A 20,050-nucleotide genomic window follows, 5' to 3' on the forward strand; every position below is an offset into this window, starting at 1 on the left:
AGGTTACGGCCGATATCCAGGAATTTCTGGCGGCGTTCGGCCCGCAGCTGCGTGCCAGAGCGCTGGGAAAGATCGGCCAGAGCCTTGGCGATAACGTCACCCGTCGCGTTGATGACGGTTTCTGGAGCGCGGTGCGCTCCGCCGATCGGTTCCGGAATGATTCCGTCGATGACGCCGAGCGATTTCAGATCTTCCGAGGTGATCTTCATGTTGGTCGCGGCTTCCTTGGCGCGGGTCGAATCGCGCCAGAGGATGGAAGCGGCGCCTTCCGGCGAGATCACCGAATAGATCGCATGTTCAAGCATGTAGACGCGGTTACCGGTGGCGATCGCGATCGCGCCGCCCGAGCCGCCTTCACCGATGACGACGGAGACGATCGGCACCTTCACGTTCAGGCACATTTCCGTCGAGCGGGCGATGGCTTCGGCCTGACCGCGCTCTTCAGCGCCGACGCCGGGATAAGCGCCGGCCGTATCGATGAGCGTGACGACCGGCAGCGAGAAGCGGTCGGCCAGTTCCAGAACTCGGATCGCCTTGCGGTAGCCTTCCGGGCGAGGGCTGCCGAAATTGTGCTTCAGGCGGCTCTTGGTGTCGTTGCCCTTTTCCTGACCGATGATAGCGACGGGCTGTCCGTTGAAACGGGCAAGACCGGCCTGAATGGCGGCGTCTTCGGAAAATTTGCGGTCGCCGGCAAGCGGCGTGAAATCCGTGAACAGCGCCTTGGCATAATCGACGAAATGCGGGCGCTGCGGATGGCGCGCGACCTGCGTTTTCTGCCAGGCGTTCAGCTTGGAATAGATATCCTGCATCGCATCGTTGACGCGCGATTCCAGGCGGTTGATCTCCTCCGAGGTGTCTATGCTCTCGTCTTCATCGGCAAGCTTCTTCAGCTCGATGATCTTGCCTTCAAGGTCCGAGATAGGTTTTTCGAAGTCGAGATAATTGTGCATGAGATCCGTTTCCGATCGTTTTGCGCAAGGTTTGACCGGGTTATCCGGCGGTTCCGGTCGCTCTAATCAAGGTTTTTGCCCTGTTTGGCAAGGGGGTGATGTGTTTGTACCAGCTCTTGCAGCCGTTCTTCCAATACATGTGTATAGATTTGTGTCGTGGAAATGTCGGAATGGCCGAGCAGTTCCTGCACCGCACGCAGATCCGCACCGTTCTGCAAGAGGTGGCTTGCAAAGGCATGACGCAACACATGCGGCGACACTGCAGAAGGAGTGAGGCCCGCCCGCATGGCGATCTCCTTGAGGTCACGGGCGAAGACTTGGCGGGGCAAGTGGCCTTCCTTGCTGCTGGAAGGAAAGAGCCACGGGCTGTCCGCAACGTCCGCCTTTTTCGGCGCCTTGCCGTTTTCGCGTAACAGCGCCTTTCGGGCAGCCTCGTATTTTTCCATCGCCTCGATCGCCGCTCGGGAAAGAAGAACCATCCGGTCCTTGTTGCCCTTGCCGCGGATCATCAGGAAACGCCCTTCCTGACGCAGCACCTTGACCGGCAGAGAAACCAGTTCGCTGACACGCATGCCGGTTGCATAAAGCAGTTCGAGAAGCAGATGCATGCGGATGCGGGCGAGCTGGCCGGGACCCTCCGTTGCTGCCTCTTGCGCCGCAAGGCCCAGAAGCCTGTTCACGTCTGCGACGCTCATCGTCTTCGGCAGGGCAAGGCCCTTCTTGGGCGCATCGATGATCCCGGTCGGGTCGTCGCTGCGCAGTCCTTCCGAATAGAGGAAGCGATAGAATTGCCGCATGGATGACAAGCGGCGCGCCTGGGAGGTCGCGGCAAAACCTTGGGCGGACAGGTGGGTCAGATAAGCGGAGAGATCAGGCGTCTGGGCCTCTGTCAGAGATTGGCCGCGACCACCAAGAAATTCCCGAAGATCCGTCAAGTCACGCTCGTAGGATGCGAGCGTGTTGGTGGCGGCACCCCGCTCGGCGCTCATCATTTCCAGAAAGCTTTCAAGCCGCGCGCCGTCGCGCCCTGCCAACTGGCGTTCGCTCATGGGGTGCGCCGCGCCGGTTCTGTAGCCGGCGGGTTCAGCCGCTCGGAGGGAATACGCACCGTCACTTCGCGGTCGCGGGGCTGAACGACCATGACAAGCAGCACCATGCCGCCGTAGATCAGCCCCGCGATTGTCGCCAGTATCATCGTGAAGCGGAAGAGGGTGGGCATGGCGGCTCCGTGCAGGTGGCGATCAAACGTATATGCGGTGCGGCGAAAGCGGCGACAAGATCAAATTGCAAGCTCCGTCGACGCCGCATGCGGCGATCATTGTGATTCACCGCCATTCAGGCAGCAATTTGGCTTGACGCTTCGTAAACATTTGCAGATATCCATGCCAAACGGGCTTTCAAATTTATGAATGAAACGAATTTATCCGTCCCGGCCACACTCGGGGAGCAAGCGCGGGCAACGCTCGGACGGCGAAACATCGTCTTCGTCGGGCTGATGGGGGCTGGAAAATCGGCAGTGGGCCGCATGGTCGCCCAGCAGCTCAGGGTTCCTTTCATTGATACGGACGTCGAGATCGAGCGCGTGTCGCGCATGACGATTTCGGAGCTTTTTGCCACCTATGGGGAAGAGGAATTCCGGGCGCTGGAAACGCGGGTCATCAAGCGCCTGCTGCGTGGCGGTCCCAAGGTCGTCTCGACGGGCGGCGGCGCCTTCATCAACGACAATACCCGCGCGCATATCAGGCGCGGCGGCATTTCGCTGTGGCTGAAAGCCGATCTTGAGGTTCTGTGGGAGAGGGTCAACAAGCGTGACCATCGCCCGTTACTGAAGACGGAAAACCCCAAGGCTACGCTCGCTGCCCTGATGGAGAAGCGCTATCCGATCTATGCGGAGGCCGACATCACCATTGAATCTCGTGATGTTCGCAAGGAAATCATCGCTACCGAAGTGCTGACGGCTATTGCCGGCTTTAAACAGAAAGACTGACCACCATGACGCCTTCCGAAATCCATGCCGATGAACGTCTCGTCCACGTGCCGCTTGGCGAGCGCGCGTATGACATTCTGATCGGGGCGGGATTGATCGGCAGGGCAGGCGGCGAAATCTCGGCACGGCTTAAGGGTAAACGCGCGGCGATCGTCACGGACGAGCATGTCGCGCCGCTTTATCTCGAAGGTCTCATGGACGGATTGCAGACGGATGGCATCGAGGCCGTCTCGCTGACCCTGCCGGCAGGTGAAAAGACCAAGAGCTTCGAGCATCTCATGACGGTCTGCGATGCAGTTCTCGCTGCACGCGTGGAGCGCAACGATGCGGTGATCGCGCTGGGCGGCGGCGTGATCGGCGATCTCGCTGGTTTTGCGGCAGGCATTGTGCGCCGCGGCGTCCGCTTCGTGCAGATACCGACCTCGCTTCTGTCGCAGGTCGATTCCTCCGTTGGGGGCAAGACCGGCATCAACAGCCGCCACGGCAAGAACCTTCTCGGTGTTTTTCACCAGCCTGATCTGGTCCTGGCCGATACGGCGGTGCTCGATACGCTCAGTCCGCGCGAGTTCCGCGCCGGCTACGCCGAAGTCGTCAAGTACGGTCTGATCGACAAGCCGGATTTCTTCTTCTGGCTGGAAAAGAACTGGGACGAAATCCGCACCGGCGGCCCCGCTCGCATTCAGGCGATTGCGACCAGCTGCCAGGCGAAGGCAGATGTTGTCGTGGCCGACGAGAAGGAAAATGGCGTGCGCGCCCTTCTGAACCTCGGTCATACCTTCGGCCACGCGCTGGAAGCGGCAACCAATTACGACAGCAAGCGGCTGGTGCACGGCGAAGGCGTCGCCATCGGCATGGTGCTGGCCCACCAGTTCTCCGCTCGCCTCAACCTCGCCAGCCCCGACGATGCCGCGCGCGTCGAGGCGCATCTGAAGGCTGTCGGGTTGCCAACGACAATGAAGGATATTCCCGGCGAATTGCCGCCGGTCGAGACCCTGATGGCGGCGATCGCGCAGGATAAAAAGGTCAAGGGCGGCAAGCTCACCTTCATCCTCACCCACGGCATCGGCCAGTCCTTCGTGGCCGATGATGTCGCGGCGTCCGAGGTGCAGTCATTCCTGTCGGAGAAGCATCCGGGGTGAGTTGGCGCAGAGCAGTACGGTGAAGGGAGCCCCCTCATCGCCTCGCTTCTCTCCGGCACTTCTCCCCCGCGGGGAGAAGAACACGCCGCTTTGGCAATGCTATACGTGGAACGTTGCTGGCGCTTTTGAGTAAGGCGCTGCCGCCGGTTTCTTCTCCCCGCCGGGGAGAAGGTGGCCCTAAGGGCCGGATGAGGGGGCTTGCTCGCGGCTCTGAAGACAACCTTAACCTAAAACCTCACCGCTTCCCCGGGCGCCGCTGCCTCGATCGCGAGCGCATGCAGCCCGGCGTCGAGTTCCGGCTTCAAAAGCGCGTTGATCGCCCGGTGCCGTTCGATGCGGGACTTGCCGGAAAAGCTCTCCGACACTATCTGAATACGCATATGCGTTTCGCCGGTACCTGTGATATCGGGCTGGTGGCCCGCATGCATCTGGCTTTCATCGACGACCCTCATGCGCTCCGGTGAAAAGCTTTCCCGAAGCTTGGTTTCTATGCGCTCTCGCAGAGACATTCGAAGGGCTCCAATTCTGTTTGCCGGTCTTTTAAGGGGGCTCCCTAAAAGCCTGTAACATTCCTTTTTGTCAATTCTTGTTGTGCGGCTTTTCGCACCCCATAATCAGGGCATCATGAAACTGGATTCGAAATATTTCGATCGCATCCGCACGCGCCGGAAAAGGGAGCGGGAACCTGAGGTTCAGGCCCCTGTCTGCCAGTGGGACGGATGCGACAAGCCGGGCGTTCACCGGGCACCCGTCGGCCGCAATGCCGAGGGGCAATTCTTCCTGTTCTGTTTTGAGCACGTGAAGGAATATAATAAAGGCTATAACTATTTTTCCGGCCTTTCCGACAGCGAGATCGCCCGTTACCAGAAGGAAGCGATCACAGGCCATCGCCCCACCTGGACGGTGGGCGTCAACAAGACTGCGCGTGACAGCCCGCTGCATTCCACGCTGCGCTCCGGTTCGGCCAGCGGCAATGCGCGTATTCGCGATCCCTTCGGCTTTACCGGCGGTTTTGCCGGCGGCGGGCGGGCAGGCGGCACCCGCATGCAGCAGGACCGCAAGCTCAAGACGCTGGAGGCAAAAGCGTTCGATACCCTCGGCCTTGCGGCCAGCGCAAAGCAGGAAGACATAAAAAGGCGCTATAAGGAGCTTGTCAAAAAGCACCATCCTGATGCTAATGGTGGCGATCGTGGTTCGGAAGAGCGTTTTCGGGCTGTTGTTCAAGCATATCAATTGTTAAAGCAGTCAGGTTTCTGCTAAGCCAACTTACGTGTTTACCGCCTGATTGATGATGTGGCCGGGTGGCTGCCGCCCGCCTTGGAGACGTGATGAGCAAAATCGACCTTGATATTTCCAACCTGCCCGACACGACAGTGTCCGTGCGGGAGGTTTTCGGCATTGATACGGATCTGCGGGTTCCCGCCTATTCCCAGGGCGACGCCTATGTGCCTGACCTCGATCCCGACTATCTTTTCGATCGCGACACGACGCTTGCGATCCTAGCCGGTTTTGCTCACAACCGACGTGTTATGGTGTCCGGCTTCCACGGCACGGGTAAATCCACCCATATCGAGCAGGTCGCTGCGCGCCTTAACTGGCCCTGCGTTCGCGTCAACCTCGACAGCCATGTCAGTCGTATCGATCTCGTCGGCAAGGACGCCATCGTGCTTAAAGACGGCAAGCAGGTCACCGAATTCAAGGACGGCATCCTGCCCTGGGCCTACCAGCACAATGTCGCGCTGGTCTTCGATGAATATGACGCTGGTCGCCCGGACGTGATGTTCGTTATCCAGCGGGTGCTGGAATCCTCCGGCCGGCTGACCCTGCTCGACCAGAGCCGCGTTATCCGTCCTCACCCGGCGTTCCGTATCTTCGCGACCGCCAACACGGTGGGCCTTGGTGATACGACCGGCCTTTACCACGGCACGCAGCAGATCAACCAGGCGCAGATGGACCGCTGGTCCATCGTCACCACGCTGAACTACCTGCCACATGAGCAGGAAGTGAACATCATCGCCGCCAAGGTGAAAAGCTTAGACAATCCGAAGGGGCGCGAAACCGTATCCAAGATGGTGCGCGTCGCCGATCTAACCCGTTCGGCCTTCATCAATGGCGACCTTTCCACCGTCATGAGCCCGCGTACCGTCATCACCTGGGCTGAGAATGCGGAAATCTTCGGCGATCTCGCCTTTGCCTTCCGCGTGACCTTCCTCAACAAGTGCGACGAGCTGGAGCGCACACTGGTGGCCGAACAGTATCAGCGCGCTTTCGGCGTCGAGCTTAAGGAAAGCGCCGCGAACATCGTTCTGAGCGCCTGATCGTCCCCGGCTTGTCCGGAGATGATTTCGATGACTTGAAGACGTCGGGTGGCCGCGCATCGATTGATGGGCGGTCACGGTGCGTCGACAATTGACAGGAAAGACAATGGCAGCGCGTGGCGACAATTCCAGACCGAAACCGGGTACGGCTGTTGATACCGAGCCGTTGCGTCAGGCAATTGCCGGATGCGTGCGATCAGTCGCCGGTGATGCTGAAGTCGAGGTCGTTTTCGCCAATGAACGGCCAGGTCTTGCCGGCGAGCGCATGCGCCTGCCGGAAATCTCCAAGAAGCCGACCGCGCAGGAAATCGCGATAACCCGTGGCCTCGGCGATTCCATGGCGCTGCGCCTGGCCTGCCACGATGCCGACACGCACGCGGTGATGTCGCCGCAGGGCGCTGAAGCGCGGCTGATTTTCGATGCTGTCGAGCAGGCTCGCGTTGAATCCATCGGCGCACTGCGCATGCCGGGCATGGCTTCCAACATTCACGCCATGAACACGGAAAAATATGCCAAGGCGAATTTCGCCGGCATTACGAAACAGGATGACGCCCCTCTTGCCGAAGCAGTTTCACTGCTGGTGCGCGAGAAGCTGACAGGCGAAAAGCCGCCGGAAAGTGCCGGCAAGGTCTTAGACCTCTGGCGGGATTTCATCGAGGAAAAGGCTGCCGGCGACCTCAACGATCTTTCCAAGGTGATCGGCGACCAGAAGGCGTTTTCGCGTCTGGTGCGCAAGATGCTGACCTCGATGCAGATGGCGGAGGATTTCGGCGACGAGGATAACGAGCCGGAAAGCCAGGAAGCGGAGTCCAACGAGGACCAGCCGCGCACCAACGAGACCGAGGAAGAGCAGGTCGAGGAAGAAGCCGGCTCCGACGCGACGCCCGCCGATGAAAACGAGGCCTCGCAGGAGGAAATGGAAGAAGGCGAGATGGACGGCGCCGAGATGTCGGATGAGGAAATGTCCGACGATCTCGACGAGGATTCCGAAACGCCCGGCGAGACCCGCCGTCCCAACAGCCCCTTCGACGACTTCAACGAGAAGGTCGACTACCGTATCTTCAGCCAGGAATTCGACGAGGAAATCCATGCCGAGGAACTGTGCGACGACGCTGAGTTGGACCGCCTGCGCGCTTTCCTCGATAAGCAGCTTGCTCATCTCCAGGGTGCCGTCGGACGATTGGCGAACCGTCTCCAGCGCCGCCTGATGGCGCAGCAGAACCGTTCCTGGGATTTCGATCTGGAAGAGGGGTACCTCGATCCGGCCCGTCTCGTGCGGCTTATCATCGACCCGATGCAGCCGCTTTCCTTCAAGAAGGAACGCGACACCAAGTTCCGCGATACCGTAGTTTCGCTGGTCATCGACAATTCCGGTTCGATGCGCGGCCGTCCGATCACGGTTGCCGCCACCTGCGCCGATATTCTGGCGCGTACGCTGGAGCGCTCGGGTGTGAAGGTGGAAATCCTTGGCTTCACCACCAAGGCGTGGAAGGGTGGACAATCACGCGAGCAATGGCTTGCCAGTGGCAAGCCAGCTTCGCCTGGCCGCCTTAACGATCTGCGCCACATCATCTACAAGTCGGCGGATGCGCCGTGGCGGCGCGCGCGTCGCAATCTCGGCCTGATGATGCGCGAAGGTCTGCTCAAGGAAAATATCGATGGCGAAGCGTTGATGTGGGCGCATAACCGCCTGATCGGCCGTCCCGAGCAGCGCAAGATCATGATGATGATCTCGGACGGTGCGCCGGTCGACGATTCGACCCTGTCGGTCAATCCGGGCAATTATCTGGAACGGCATCTGCGCGCTGTGATCGAGCAGATCGAGACACGGTCGCCGGTTGAGCTGCTGGCAATCGGTATCGGCCACGACGTGACACGTTATTATCGTCGCGCCGTCACCATTGTTGACGCAGATGAACTGGCTGGCGCGATGACCGAGCAGTTGGCAGCTCTCTTCGAGGATACGAGCAGCGCTTCCGGTTCGTCGCGCAGGCTCCGCCGTGCGGGATAAGCAAGGCCGGACTTCCACCCCTCGCGGGATTCTGTCGATGGCCGCTGTCATGGCGGTCACGCTGTTTCCGGTGTCGATCGGCGCTTCGACTATCGATGTGCCGGTCAGCGTTCGCCAGTTCTCCGGCTTCGAGGTCGGCACGAGTGCGAAACGCTTCGGCAAACTGGAATTCATCGGCGGCATGGTGATGAGCTCGCCGGAGAAATTGTTCGGTGCGATATCCTCCATTCGGTTCCGCCCCAACGGTGAGGACTTTGTTGCGGTGCTGGATACCGGTCATTGGCTGACGGGCCGGGTCACCCGCGATGCGGTGGGTGCGCTGTCTGGCGTTGCCGAGGCCCGTATCGCGCCGATGCTGGACATGAGCGGGCGCGAACCGCCACGCAAGATGGACATGGATGCCGAGGGTCTCGCGTTGCGTGACGGCAAGGTTTTCGTGAGTTACGAGCAACGCCACAGGATCGATATTTATGCCGATCCGGGATTTCTCTCTGCAAAACCGGTTGGGCGATTGCCTCACCTCATCCCCAATGACGAGTTGCGCCACAATGGCGGCTTGGAAACGCTGGCGGTATCGCCGAGCGCGTCGCCACTCGGTGGCGCTCTCGTTGTCGTTGCGGAAAAAAGCATCGATGCGGATGGCAATCTTCTCGCGGCAATCCTGGAGGGACCGCTGAAAGGCGCCTTCGCCGTTACCCACCATCCCTCGTTCGATGTCACAGACGGCGCGTTCCTGCCCAATGGCGACCTCTTGCTGCTCGAACGCCGCTTCAATTTTGCCGAAGGTGTGGGCATGCGCATCCGCCGCCTGCGTGGCGCTGATATCCGGCCCGGCGCGGTCGTGGACGGCGAAATCCTGCTCGAGGCAGGCATGGCCTACCAGATCGATAACATGGAAGGCATGGACATCGTGAAGGATGCGGACGGCTCTACGCGCCTCATCATCGTGTCCGACGACAACCACTCATTCCTCCAGCGCAACCTGATGCTGGAGTTCAAGCTGGTTGAGTGAGTATCAAGCTTGCTCTTTAGCCGCTTTGTAAGCAGCCAGGAGATCCTCGACAGGAATGCCGTCGATCTTCATGCCTGTCATTCGGCAGGCCGATATGTGGGCGCCGGATAGATTTGAATTGGTGAGCTTAAGACCCGTCAAATTGACGTCATCAATCGACCAGCCGGACATGTTGCTGTCGGTGAACGAGGCACCCGAAAGGTTGATATTGTTGAAGCGTGTACCGGCCAAATTGACGTTATTGAATGCTGTTCCCGACAAATTGACATCGTCGAAGGTGGAACCGGAAAGGGTGGCGCTGGTTGCGTTCAAAACGTCGATCCGGTCCTTGATCTGCATGCTGAACGCCTCCAAACTTCACCACGAATGGGAGATTGCACAGCCATCCGTGGATTTGCAAGCGTGATTTGGTCCAGGGTTCTTGGTCGCAAATCCGCTGACGGAAAATGTCAGCTTTCTTTAACGGGTCCAGGCATCGGCTTCAGCGTGTTCATCAGCGCGCCGTAAGGCAGGAGCATGACGAGGCCGACGAGAACCTTAACCGAAAGGTCGCCCATTGCCCAGGAAATCCAGCGGGGGGCTTCCGTGGCGAAGACGCCGAGCACGGGCGCGTTTTCAATGGCGAAGGCGTCATTCGGGCCAACAAAGGAGAAGCTTGCCGCAAAGGCGATCGAGAAGAACAGCGCCGTGTCCAGCACCGAGCCCAGCATGGAGCCCGCAAGTGGCGCATGCCACCAGCGCTGACGGCGCAGGCGATTGAACACGGAAATATCCAGCAATTGGCCGATCAGATAGGCGGTTCCGGAAGCGACAGCGATTCGCGGAATGGAGGTCCAGAAGGAGAGCGTGACGCCGACGATGAAGCCGGCAAATACGACGCGGCGTGCGATGGATGGTCCAAACTGGCGATTCGTGAGATCGGTGACAAGGAAGGCAACCGGATAGGTGAAGGCGCCCCAAGTCAGAAGATCACCGAGGTTGATACCAAACAGCGAGCCCGACAGCGGGTACTGCACCAGAATATTGGACGCCACGACGACGAGCGTCATCAGCAGCACATAGATCAGCGTGTAGCGAAGATAGGGCATTTTTTTATCCTGGGTGATGCCACCAGTTGGAGCCAAACATTGCGCCGACATCCAAAGCGGTTGTCGCAAAACGCGATGCACGTGAAATCTTGAATAAACAAAAGGCTTGAGCGGCAAAAGCCATTCAAGCCCTCTGAATATCAGATAATGTCGAAGCCGCTATTAAGCAGCTTCAGCCGTCTTCTTGGCGATCTGGCGGCGCAGGAGACGAGCGCGCATGCTCAGTTCGTTTTCGCCGGACTTCAGAAGGAAGGCATCGAGACCGCCACGGTGTTCAACCGAGCGCAGAGCGGCTGCGGAAACACGCAGACGGAAGCGCTGGCCGAGAGCATCGGAGATCAACGTGACCTGGCAGAGGTTCGGAAGGAACCGGCGCTTGGTCTTGTTGTTGGCGTGGCTGACGTTGTTGCCCGTCTGGACGCCCTTGCCGGTCAATTCGCATACACGGGACATGGGTACACCTATTTCGTTTCGTCTGTTTCACCACTGGCTCACCACCGGCAAAACCGGGCTGGCGATCCAACTGGCCATGATTGGAAAGTTGCGGTTCTATAGTCAGACGAGACCAAACAGTCAAGCCGCTCGCGATCAAATCAAAGGAAATTCCGGCGTTTTCAACCGTCGTCCGCTTTTTTATTGCCACAAGTCAGCGTATATGATCGCCCGATAAGGCCGCTTCCGCGCCTCTTGTAAGGTGATATCAAAATGATTGCCAGAGGAAAAAGCATTTTCATGGCCGCTACCATGGCGCTCGCAGGCGTTTCGCCTTTGTTCGCCGCCGAAGCGCGCCACACGAGCGAATATAGTATCAATCTCGGCATTTTGCCGATCGCAAGGGCGAGCTTTTCGACTCGCATGGATGGACCGAATTACTCGATCTCAGGCTCCTTCAGCGCCGCGGGCCTTGCCAGCGTTCTGAAGGACATTTCCGGAAAAACGACCGTTTCCGGCGCCAAGCGCGGCCATCGCCTGCAGGCCAACGAATATTCGCTGGTCTACAAGGACGGCAAGCGGGTGCGCACCTATGACGTCGTCTATCGTAACGGTAATGTCACATCGACGACGGTAAAACCGGAGCCGAAGCCCCGGCCGGACAACTGGGTCGAAGTGAAGGATCGCGACCTTCGCTCGGTTCTCGATCCGATCTCCGGGCTGATCATTCCAGCCGGCGGCCGCATCTGCCCGACTCGCCTGCCAATCTATGACGGCGAGTCGCGACTCGATCTCGTGTTGAGCTCGAGCGGCACGAAACCATTCAAGACGAACGGCTTCAGCGGCGACGCAATCGTCTGCAAGGCGAGATACGTGCCGAAGTCGGGTTACCGGCAGGGTCGCAAGGACATCGAGTACCTGAAATCAATCTCCATGGAGATCTGGTTCGCCAAGTCGAACAATATGGATGTCTACGCGCCCGTCTACGCCGTCATTCCGACACGGGTGGGACAGGTCTACATCACCGCTACGAAGTATGGTGGCTGACGAAAGCTGATGGTGGCGTAAAAAAGCAGATGCTGCCGTGTCTTTCTTCTCCCCGCTGGGAGAAGAAGCGAGTGGCATCCGCTCATTTGACGGGCAATGCGCTGAGAATCACAGCGCATCTCCCGGCGACCAGTCGGGATCGGCCATGACGAAGCTCGAGAAGACAAAGCCCGGCGAGACGGTGCAGCCGACGAGCGTAAAATCGCCGAGACTTTCAGCCGATTGCCAGCAATCGGCTGGCACGATGACCTGCGGGCGCTCGCCGGCCAGAATGTCCGCACCGAGCGTGAAGGTCTGCACTTCCCGGCCGTCCTGCGAAAGATGAAGCGCGATTGGCGCCCCGGCATAATAGTGCCAAACCTCCACCGCATCCGTCACCCGATGCCAGTGAGAGCGGTCGCCTTTTTCGAGGAGATAATAAATCGCGGTTGAGTGGCCGCGCTCACTGCCGGCCTTGTCGCGGAAAGTCTGGTGGTAGAAGCCGCCCTCGGGATGTGGCTCCAGCCCAAGTTCACGAATGATGGCCTGGGCTGACAAATCGCTCGTCATCAGAAGTTGTCCTTGCGCGTGCGGATTTCCGCAAAGACGTCGGCATCGCTGACGCCCTCAAGCCCCAGATGTTTGCGAATACCAGCATCCGCGACCCGCATATAAGGGTTGGTCTGTTTCTCAAGCGCTATGGTCGTCGGGATCGTGAACTCGTTTGCCTGCCGCGCCTTTTCCACGTGCTCCGCACGGTCGCGCAGCGCAGCATTGTCAGGATCGACCGTCAGGGCAAAACGGGCATTGCTCAGCGTGTATTCGTGGCCAAAATAGACCTTGGTGTCGTCAGGAAGGACCATGAGCTTCTGGAAGGAATGCCACATATCCGCAGCCGGGCGTTCAAACAGGCGGCCGCAGCCCATGGCGAAAAGCGTGTCGGCCGCAAATAGCAGGCCGTCGTCCGGCAGGTAATAACAGATGTGCCCGGCGGTGTGGCCGGGTGTCGAAATGACCTGAACCCGACGTCCGGCAAATTCGAATTCGTCGCCATCGGCCTGAGAGCGGTCGAGGCCGGGTATGGCCACCGCCTCATCATAAGGGCCGTGAATTTCGCACTGGAATCGGTCCTTCAATGCAAGATTAGCCTCGACGTGATCCTGATGATGGTGGGTGGTAAAAATATGGGTGAGCTTCCAGCCGTGGCCGTCGAGCGCTTGCAGAATCGGGCCTTCTTCCGGCGCGTCGATTGCGGCGGTCGCCCCGCTTACCGGGTCGTGGAGCAGAACGCCGAAATTATCGCTGCGGCACAGAAAGACGTCTATTTCCAAAGCTTTCATTATATCCTCTCCATTTGCCGGCAAGAACCGGCGCATTCGTCCGCCTGTCCTTCTATGTAGGGCCAGACGCCTTGAAGTCCAACTGCCTGATGCTACATTCTCGCCATGAATACCGATATCGTCGATCTGCGCGAATTCTACCATTCTTCGCTTGGCCGCTCTGCCGAGCAGGCGATCACCATGGCGCTTTCGACGCTGTGGCCGCCTTTGCCGGAGGAACGGTTGGTCGGTCTTGGATACGCCGTGCCTTTTCTGGACCGTTTTCGACACGATACGGAACGCACCTTTGCATTCATGCCGGCGGGGCAGGGTGCTGTGAACTGGCCAGCGAGTGAGCTTTCCTCCACGGCACTGGTGTTCGATGAGGAACTGCCGTTGCCCGATTCGTCGATCGATCGGGTGTTAATGGTTCATGCGCTTGAATTTGCCGAAAATCCTCGCGAGAGCCTGAAGGAGATATGGCGGGTGCTGGCGCCCGGTGGCCGTCTTGTCATCGTGGTGCCGAACCGGCGTGGTGTCTGGGCACGGATGGAGCATACGCCCTTTGGCTCCGGCCGGCCTTATTCCCGCGGGCAGCTGACCGCCCTGCTGCGCGAGACGAATTTCACGCCCGGCGCCACCGCCGAGGCGCTGTTTTTCCCACCGACGACCAGTCGGCCGGTGTTGAAATTCCGCCGATACCTCGAACATACCGGCCGGCGTCTCTGGCCACTATTTTCCGGTGTCATCGTGGTGGAAGCGCAAAAACGCCTCTATCAGGGATTGCCCGTCACGCAGCGCGCGTCCCGGCGGGTTTTCGTGCCCGTACTCGCGCCACAGGGCGTGCCCACAACACGCACGGCGGCAAGCCAGCGAAAGCCGCGCTGACCCTCGACAAAGCGCCCATTCCGGTCTAATGCCTCCGGCATTGTTGTTGCCGGGTTTTCCGGCGGTTTTCCAAAGGTCGATCAAATGAGTGCAGAGCTTAGCCAACCTGTTCCGCGTCCGGGTATTCTGGATATCGCCGCTTATGTTCCCGGCAAGGAACATGTGGACGGCGTTGCGAAGGTTTATAAGCTCTCTTCCAACGAAACGCCGCTTGGGCCGAGCCCGAAGGCGATCGAAGCTTTCGGGACGGCCGCGAGCCATCTGGAAATTTATCCTGACGGGCAGGCGGTCGCGTTGCGTCAGGCAATTGCCGATGTCCATGGTCTCAACATCGCGAATATCATGTGCGGCAATGGTTCGGACGAACTGCTTGGCCTGCTGTGCCACGTCTATTTGGGCACGGGCGATGAGGCGATCATCACCGAGCACGGCTTCCTCGTCTACAAGATCCAGATCATGGGCGCCGGTGCAACCCCGGTCTCGGTGAAGGAAAAGGATTGCGCTGTCGATGTCGATGCGATCCTTGGCGCCGTCACGCCAAAGACCAAGATGGTGTTCATCGCCAACCCAGGCAACCCCACCGGAACCTATGTTCCCGTGACCGAAATTCGCCGTCTTCAGGCCAACCTGCCGAAGCACGTTCTGCTGGTGCTGGATGCGGCTTATGCCGAATATGTGCGCAAGAACGATTATGAGGCTGGTCTTGAGCTTGTCTCCGGCAACCACAATGTGGTGATGACCCGCACCTTCTCGAAGGTCTACGGTCTCGCGGCCCTGCGCGTTGGCTGGATGTACGGCCCGGCCGCCATCATCGATGCGCTGAACCGGGTGCGCGGCCCGTTCAACATGAGCGCGCCGGCTATCGCTGCCGGTGCTGCTGCGATCCGCGACCAGTCCTTTGTCGAAAAGGCTGTCGCGCACAATGCACTGTGGATGGAAAAGCTGGTGACGACCTTCACAGGCCTTGGCCTCACCGTCACACCCTCCGTCACCAACTTCATCCTCATCCACTTCCCGGATCAGGACGGCAAGCGGGCAGCGGACGCCGATGAATTCCTGAGCCGTCGCGGTTACATCCTGCGGGCTGTCCGCGGTTACGGCTTCCCGAACGCGCTCAGGATGACCATAGGTTCCGAAGAGGCCAATCTTGGCGTCATTGCAGCGCTGACCGAGTTTATGGGGCAGGCGTAATGGCTGATTTCATGTTCCAGCGCATCGCGCTGATCGGGATTGGCCTCATCGGCTCGTCTATTGCCCGCGATATCAAGGAATTGGCGCTTGCTCGCGAAGTGACGATTTCCACCCGCAGTGAGGACACGCTGAAACGGGCTGAAGAACTGGCGCTCGGCACGGATTACACCGTTTCGGCGGCAGAAGCGGCTGATGATGCCGACCTGGTCATCGTCTCGGTCCCGGTCGGTGCGTCGGAAATGGTCGCAAAGCAGATCGCGCCGCACCTCAAGCCGGGCGCGATCGTCACCGATGTCGGCTCCACCAAAGCCTCGGTCATCGCGCAGATGGCCCCGCACATGCCTGATCACGTGCATTTCATTCCAGGCCATCCGCTGGCCGGCACGGAAAAGTCCGGTCCGGACGCAGGCTTTGCCGGCCTGTTCCGCGATCGCTGGTGCATCTTTACGCCGCTGCCGGGAACGGACGCTGAAGCGCTGGAAAAGCTGAAGGATTTCTGGCGGGCGCTGGGGTCGCGGGTTGATGAAATGGATGCCGAACACCACGACAAGGTTCTGGCAATCGTTTCGCATCTGCCGCATATCATCGCCTACAACATCGTGGGCACGGCGGATGATCTTGAAACGGTGACGGAATCGGAAGTAATCAAATATTCCGCCTCTGGCTTCCGTGACTTCACCCGCCTCGCGGCCTCCGACCCAACGATGTGGCGCGATGTCTGCCTGCACAACAAGGATGCCATCCTTGAGATGCTGGCCCGATTCTCCGAAGACCTCGCCTCCCTGCAGAGAGCGATTCGCTGGGGTGAGGGCGACAAGCTGTTCGAACTCTTCTCCCGCACCCGCGCCATCCGCCGCTCCATCGTGCAAGCGGGCCAGGACGTCGACGCCCCAGACTTCGGTCGTCACGCGCTGGATCAGAAGAAGTAGTGTCAAATCGGCCGCTTTGGGTGTGATATTCAGCTTGCTGGGACGCCGGGGCGAATCCGCACCGGCACACACCTTTTGCTTTAAACAATCAAGTGATTGACTGGCGGCAGAGTAAACTGTCGAACTTTTTTAAGCGGCGCAACATGCTTGGGCCCTTCGGCCCAGAAACGCAGAAAAATCAATGTGATTTTCAGGTAATGGTACCCCAAGCCGGGATCGAACCAGCACTCCTTTCGGAACCGCATTTTGAGTGCGGCGCGTCTACCAATTCCGCCATTGGGGCAACGGTGGTAATGCCACGGCGTCTATCATGGTCGAGGCCATGCGTGCAACCCCAAAAGCTGGAAATCTGATGCTCATGAAAATGGTTGGGTAGGTCGGGCGCGCTCTCGGTTTGGCCAACGCCCCGCGCAAATCGGCGAGCCCCTTAACCCTGCTTTGCTAGGCGATGCGGCGTTCAGAGATCCGCGATTTGGAGGGTTCGTGGCGCGCTCTGTTTCAAAATGAAACACCTTTGATTGCGGAATTTCGATAATTTTAGAGATCTCTAATAAATTAGTATATACGCAATTGCTAATTGAACTTATACTGGTGTTGTGGGTTTTCCACGCGGGGAGGGAGCGGCTAACTCATATGGAGGAAATTATGAGGGCTTTTTCGCGTAACCTATTATTGTCTGCCTGCCTGATCTTGCCGGTCAACGCCCATGCGCTGGATATCGGGATCGGTGGCGAGAACGGAGTTAATGCCAGTGTGGGTGGTAATGGTAGTGGTGGCCTGGGGGTCGGTGCCTCCGTTGGCGGCAGCGGCGGCATTAATGCGAACGCCGATGTCGGCGGCAGGAGCGGCGGCGGTCTAGGCGCTAATGTCAACGCCTCTGTCGGCGGCAGTAACGGCATCAATACAGACGTGAATGCATCGGTGGGTGGTTCGAGCGGTATCAATGCTGGCGTGAACGCATCGGTCGGTGGTTCCAACGGTATCAATGCGAATGTCGGCGCTGGCGTTGGCGGATCGCGTGGAATAGGCGTTGATGTCGGGCTGGGAATTGGCGGCTCAGGCTCGTCGGGCAATCCGGGTAACCCCGGCAATCCCGGTAACCCGAGCAATCCTGGGAATCCCGGAAACCCGGGGATCGGAAACCCGAACAACCCCGGCAGGCCGGGCACGATGACGCCGCGCGCCATGCGTCAGGTTATCCAGTCTTACAACGACATGTCACGGACCGAGCGGATCAAGCTCGCCCGCCGTTGTGTCGATATTCTGGGTGGCGGATACGATGCGGCTCTGACGCAACTCTGCAAGATGATCCGGACTGCATCGCGGTAAGCGGTCGCTGGATCCGTCGCTAATCCGAAGGGCGCTCTGGCGTCCTTCGGCTCAATTGCCCTTACGACCGAAAGACAGGATCTTTTGCCGGAGGCTACGCGCCAGATTGCGGGTGTTGCGGTACATGTCCACCTGGGCGGAGACCTGTCGCACATCGCGGTCGCTATTCTGCGTCAGCCCGACAACGAGCGTGCCCATTTCCTGACGTTCCTGCCAGAAGCGGCTCATAATGGGGTGATCTGGCACCGCGCAGCTGTCACTGCGTAGGATATTGGCGTCGTCCAGATGCCAGTCGGTCAGTTTCTCCACCAGCAGCTTGCCGGGAGAGAACTGGGAATAGGTTTCGTCGAAGGCGGTCTTCCAGGTATAGGCCTCGCCGGCGGCGATGAAGACCACCATGGATGCGATGGCGCTTCCATTGAGGTCGATGGTGTGGATGCGCACTGCATCCGCTTCGGCCAGATTGGTGATCGCTTCGCGCGCGAAGGCGGCGCGATATCGGTCGTTGACGAGCGCGGTGCGCTTGCGTCCTTTCCAACCACTGGCCTCCAGCGCCAGGAACTCTTCCATCCGATAACGGACATCTTTTGGCTGCCGTGTGACGGTATAGGCGAGGGCGCCAAGTTTTTCGAGCTGGCGCCATTGCCGGTTCATCTCGCGCAGATGGTGCGGCGCCAGGGCGTTTCGCAGATAGGTTTTGCCATCCAGCAGGCTTTCCAGCATCGGCCTGTGATAGTTTCCCGTCGTCGTTACGGGCAGGTTGCGGCTAAGTGCGATGGCCCTGAACATGCGGGCAAAAGGCCCTTCCAACCGAACATCCGGTAAAACCAGCACGTTGGGCAGACGCATATTGGTGTCGGAGAGCGCATCGAAGAGATTGTCGAGGGTTTCCGCGGCCCCCTCCGTATCGACGAGCGGCGTGCCAAGCGGCCCGAACGGGTTGGCCCAGACGCGAATAATGGAGGGGCCAATGGAAAAGCCCGGCTTCTCCACGGTGAAGGGCATGAGAAACCGCATGCGGCTTCTGGCGCCATTCTCGTCGCGAATGAGGGCAAAACGAACGGACTTGTCCTCAATCCGAGGCATGGCAGGGGCGAGCAGGCGGCCGGTGAAGAAGACATTCGCCTCCATGACGCGGTTCGACAGAAAGTCGAGCTCTTCCTGCATCTCATAGCCGAGTTGACCCGGATAGATACAGAACTCCCGTCCTTCGCGGCCAACGCGCCGGCTGCTGTCAGCCACGGGGCGGTCACGCTCTGCAGACGCCATCAGTGCCGCGATGCGCGGGTCGCCAAAATCCGGATTGTTTGGATCACTGGACATGCTTGTCGTTACACCGTCTTCTGCGTGTTTTGACCCGCCCGGATATCGTTAAAGGCAAAAAGAACGATCCCGAGTGTGCGGCGGATGGCAATATGCAATAGCACAGCTTCGATGCACATGGCTATCGCCACCGCTGCCGCGGCTCCTGCGAGACCATAGACCGGAATGAGCGCCATGTTGAGTGCAATATTGCAACCGAAGATAATAATATAAAGCACAACGCACAATTTTTGTTTGCCGGCCATGTTCAACAATGTTTCTCCGGGCCCGATCAACGCCTTGGCGAGAAAGCCGGCAAAAAGGAAAAACATCAACGTGTAGCCTTGGACGAAGCCAGGACCAAAGAGCGACAGCAGGAAGGGACCGGCCAGAAGCACGACGCTGCCGACCGCAAGTGACGGCCAGAAGGCCCATCGTGCCGCCTGGCTGGAGAAAGCGGCAAGGCCAGGCCGGTCGTCAGCGGACATCAGGGCTGCCAGACGGGGAGCAGCGGCCGCCTGCACCGAGAAGAACACGAATTGCATCAGCACGATGGTCTTTGCCGCGGCAAAATAGATGCCGACCTGATCCGGCGGCAGATAAAGCCCGACGATCACGACATCCGAGTTGGTCATCAGGAAGCCGATGCCGTCGATCAGGAACATGGGAAAGGCGAACCTTATCCAGTGCCGGAAATAGACCCTGCGCATCGTGCTGCGGAAGTGGCTGTTGAGCCGCCGGTTCATGAAGAGAAAATGTGAAAGCGTGGTGACGTAGGTGGCAAGAAGGGCCGTAAGCATGGCGGTCGTTGCGGTTTTTTCCGCGCCGACACCGATCGCCACCATCATGAACAGCAGGATTAGCAGCGGACGAACGATATAGGTGGGGCTTAACGCGGAAATTGCCCATCCGTTTGCCCGCGCCGTCCCGTTCAGCACATCGCCCAGCGCGACCATCGGCAGGGTAAACAGGGCCAACGAAATGGGAATGAGATAATAAGTCGCGATCCTTTCGCCGAAGAGGTAAAGAAAAATGAAGCCGATGATCGCAACCACGCTGGCCGAGAGCATGGCGAAGACACGGGCGGTCGAGGTTAGACCCATGATCTTGTCATGTGCCCCTTCCAGAC

23 protein-coding genes and 1 tRNA gene are annotated in these 20,050 nt (G+C 59.2%); 12 read left to right on the forward strand and 12 right to left on the reverse strand.

The window, feature by feature from the left end; all coding sequences use genetic code 11:
* From ACUTJJ_RS20390 to ACUTJJ_RS20400, 3 genes are all read right to left on the reverse strand, one after another.
* A partial coding sequence (locus ACUTJJ_RS20390) for an acetyl-CoA carboxylase carboxyltransferase subunit alpha (RefSeq protein WP_112356437.1) occupies positions 1-950 on the reverse strand: 950 nt, incomplete at its 3' end.
* A gap of 62 nt (positions 951-1,012) precedes the next feature.
* Positions 1,013-1,999 (reverse strand): site-specific tyrosine recombinase XerD, encoded by a 987-nt coding sequence (gene xerD, locus ACUTJJ_RS20395; RefSeq protein WP_445543251.1) that lies wholly within the window; start codon positions 1,997-1,999, stop codon positions 1,013-1,015.
* Positions 1,996-2,169 carry a hypothetical protein gene (locus ACUTJJ_RS20400; RefSeq protein WP_063950103.1) on the reverse strand — a complete coding sequence of 58 codons (174 nt, stop codon included), beginning with the start codon at positions 2,167-2,169 and terminating at the stop codon, positions 1,996-1,998. The genes xerD and ACUTJJ_RS20400 overlap by 4 nt, the downstream gene beginning before the upstream one ends.
* A 186-nt stretch (positions 2,170-2,355) precedes the next feature.
* Here ACUTJJ_RS20400 and ACUTJJ_RS20405 point away from each other — a divergent pair, with 186 nt between their 5' ends.
* Positions 2,356-2,937: a shikimate kinase gene (locus tag ACUTJJ_RS20405; protein ID WP_445543252.1), complete on the forward strand. Its 582-nt coding sequence runs from the start codon at positions 2,356-2,358 to the stop codon at positions 2,935-2,937.
* A 5-nt stretch (positions 2,938-2,942) separates the two neighbouring features.
* Positions 2,943-4,076 carry a 3-dehydroquinate synthase gene (aroB, locus tag ACUTJJ_RS20410; protein ID WP_404495591.1) on the forward strand — a complete coding sequence of 378 codons (1,134 nt, stop codon included), beginning with the start codon at positions 2,943-2,945 and terminating at the stop codon, positions 4,074-4,076.
* A 227-nt stretch (positions 4,077-4,303) separates the two neighbouring features.
* On the opposite strand, the gene ACUTJJ_RS20415 is transcribed toward aroB, so the two are convergent.
* On the reverse strand, positions 4,304-4,585 hold the full coding sequence (locus tag ACUTJJ_RS20415) for a BolA family protein (protein WP_445543253.1): 282 nt from the start codon (positions 4,583-4,585) through the stop codon (positions 4,304-4,306).
* Positions 4,586-4,700: 115 nt separating this feature from the next.
* On the opposite strand from ACUTJJ_RS20415, the gene ACUTJJ_RS20420 reads away from it, so the two are divergent.
* The 4 genes from ACUTJJ_RS20420 (at position 4,701) to ACUTJJ_RS20435 (ending at position 9,417) form a co-directional block, all read left to right on the forward strand.
* Complete coding sequence (locus tag ACUTJJ_RS20420) at positions 4,701-5,336, forward strand: J domain-containing protein (protein WP_063950175.1); 636 nt, start codon at positions 4,701-4,703, stop codon at positions 5,334-5,336.
* A 68-nt stretch (positions 5,337-5,404) separates the two neighbouring features.
* Positions 5,405-6,394 (forward strand): cobaltochelatase subunit CobS, encoded by a 990-nt coding sequence (gene cobS, locus ACUTJJ_RS20425; protein ID WP_112592755.1) that lies wholly within the window; start codon positions 5,405-5,407, stop codon positions 6,392-6,394.
* A gap of 106 nt (positions 6,395-6,500) precedes the next feature.
* Positions 6,501-8,405 (forward strand): cobaltochelatase subunit CobT, encoded by a 1,905-nt coding sequence (gene cobT, locus ACUTJJ_RS20430; protein ID WP_404495589.1) that lies wholly within the window; start codon positions 6,501-6,503, stop codon positions 8,403-8,405.
* Positions 8,406-8,442: 37 nt separating this feature from the next.
* Entirely contained in the window at positions 8,443-9,417 is a 975-nt protein-coding gene (locus ACUTJJ_RS20435) for an esterase-like activity of phytase family protein (RefSeq protein WP_445543254.1), read from the forward strand.
* 3 nt (positions 9,418-9,420) lie between these two features.
* On the opposite strand, the gene ACUTJJ_RS20440 is transcribed toward ACUTJJ_RS20435, so the two are convergent.
* The 3 genes from ACUTJJ_RS20440 to rpmB all read right to left on the reverse strand — a co-directional run bounded on the left by ACUTJJ_RS20440 (position 9,421) and on the right by rpmB (position 10,958).
* A complete protein-coding gene (locus ACUTJJ_RS20440) occupies positions 9,421-9,756 on the reverse strand; it encodes a pentapeptide repeat-containing protein (protein WP_063950098.1) in 336 nt (111 codons plus the stop codon).
* A gap of 110 nt (positions 9,757-9,866) precedes the next feature.
* A complete protein-coding gene (locus ACUTJJ_RS20445; protein WP_063950097.1) occupies positions 9,867-10,505 on the reverse strand; it encodes a queuosine precursor transporter in 639 nt (212 codons plus the stop codon).
* Between the two features lie 162 nt (positions 10,506-10,667).
* Complete coding sequence (rpmB, locus tag ACUTJJ_RS20450) at positions 10,668-10,958, reverse strand: 50S ribosomal protein L28 (protein WP_003509888.1); 291 nt, start codon at positions 10,956-10,958, stop codon at positions 10,668-10,670.
* On the opposite strand from rpmB, the gene ACUTJJ_RS20455 reads away from it, so the two are divergent.
* Positions 10,957-11,175 carry a hypothetical protein gene (locus ACUTJJ_RS20455; RefSeq protein ID WP_144577628.1) on the forward strand — a complete coding sequence of 73 codons (219 nt, stop codon included), beginning with the start codon at positions 10,957-10,959 and terminating at the stop codon, positions 11,173-11,175. The two genes, rpmB and ACUTJJ_RS20455, sit on opposite strands and share 2 nt — an antisense overlap.
* A 35-nt stretch (positions 11,176-11,210) precedes the next feature.
* Entirely contained in the window at positions 11,211-11,984 is a 774-nt protein-coding gene (locus tag ACUTJJ_RS20460) for a DUF3108 domain-containing protein (protein WP_063950096.1), read from the forward strand.
* Positions 11,985-12,092: 108 nt separating this feature from the next.
* On the opposite strand, the gene ACUTJJ_RS20465 is transcribed toward ACUTJJ_RS20460, so the two are convergent.
* Together ACUTJJ_RS20465 and gloB are read right to left on the reverse strand one after the other, a co-directional pair.
* Positions 12,093-12,533, reverse strand: coding sequence for a cupin domain-containing protein (locus tag ACUTJJ_RS20465; protein WP_063950095.1), 441 nt, complete (start codon positions 12,531-12,533; stop codon positions 12,093-12,095).
* Positions 12,533-13,303, reverse strand: a complete 771-nt coding sequence (gloB, locus tag ACUTJJ_RS20470; RefSeq protein ID WP_063950174.1) for a hydroxyacylglutathione hydrolase — start codon at positions 13,301-13,303, stop codon at positions 12,533-12,535. The genes ACUTJJ_RS20465 and gloB overlap by 1 nt, the downstream gene beginning before the upstream one ends.
* 105 nt (positions 13,304-13,408) lie before the next feature.
* Here gloB and ACUTJJ_RS20475 point away from each other — a divergent pair, with 105 nt between their 5' ends.
* The 3 genes from ACUTJJ_RS20475 (at position 13,409) to ACUTJJ_RS20485 (ending at position 16,290) form a co-directional block, all read left to right on the forward strand.
* On the forward strand, positions 13,409-14,170 hold the full coding sequence (locus tag ACUTJJ_RS20475; protein WP_144577632.1) for a class I SAM-dependent methyltransferase: 762 nt from the start codon (positions 13,409-13,411) through the stop codon (positions 14,168-14,170).
* A gap of 84 nt (positions 14,171-14,254) precedes the next feature.
* The gene (gene hisC / locus ACUTJJ_RS20480; RefSeq protein WP_063950093.1) at positions 14,255-15,361 is read left to right on the forward strand and encodes a histidinol-phosphate transaminase; all 1,107 of its coding nucleotides are present in this window, start codon (positions 14,255-14,257) and stop codon (positions 15,359-15,361) included.
* Positions 15,361-16,290 carry a prephenate/arogenate dehydrogenase family protein gene (locus ACUTJJ_RS20485; protein WP_445543255.1) on the forward strand — a complete coding sequence of 310 codons (930 nt, stop codon included), beginning with the start codon at positions 15,361-15,363 and terminating at the stop codon, positions 16,288-16,290. The genes hisC and ACUTJJ_RS20485 overlap by 1 nt, the downstream gene beginning before the upstream one ends.
* 198 nt (positions 16,291-16,488) lie before the next feature.
* On the opposite strand, the gene ACUTJJ_RS20490 is transcribed toward ACUTJJ_RS20485, so the two are convergent.
* Positions 16,489-16,573, reverse strand: a tRNA-Leu gene (locus ACUTJJ_RS20490).
* A 362-nt stretch (positions 16,574-16,935) separates the two neighbouring features.
* Between ACUTJJ_RS20490 and uppQ the strand changes: the two genes are divergently transcribed.
* Positions 16,936-17,619, forward strand: a complete 684-nt coding sequence (gene uppQ / locus ACUTJJ_RS20495; protein WP_445543256.1) for a polysaccharide biosynthesis GNAT family N-acetyltransferase UppQ — start codon at positions 16,936-16,938, stop codon at positions 17,617-17,619.
* A 51-nt stretch (positions 17,620-17,670) separates the two neighbouring features.
* Here uppQ and ACUTJJ_RS20500 read toward each other — a convergent pair whose 3' ends face one another.
* Both ACUTJJ_RS20500 and uppV read right to left on the reverse strand, forming a co-directional pair.
* Positions 17,671-18,942, reverse strand: coding sequence for a GNAT family N-acetyltransferase (locus tag ACUTJJ_RS20500; RefSeq protein WP_445543257.1), 1,272 nt, complete (start codon positions 18,940-18,942; stop codon positions 17,671-17,673).
* An 8-nt stretch (positions 18,943-18,950) separates the two neighbouring features.
* Positions 18,951-20,050, reverse strand: a 1,100-nt coding sequence (gene uppV, locus ACUTJJ_RS20505; protein ID WP_445543258.1) for a Wzx-type polysaccharide biosynthesis protein UppV, incomplete at its 5' end; no start/stop codon positions are given.

The sequence above is a fragment of the Agrobacterium sp. DKPNP3 genome (genome assembly GCF_052686535.1).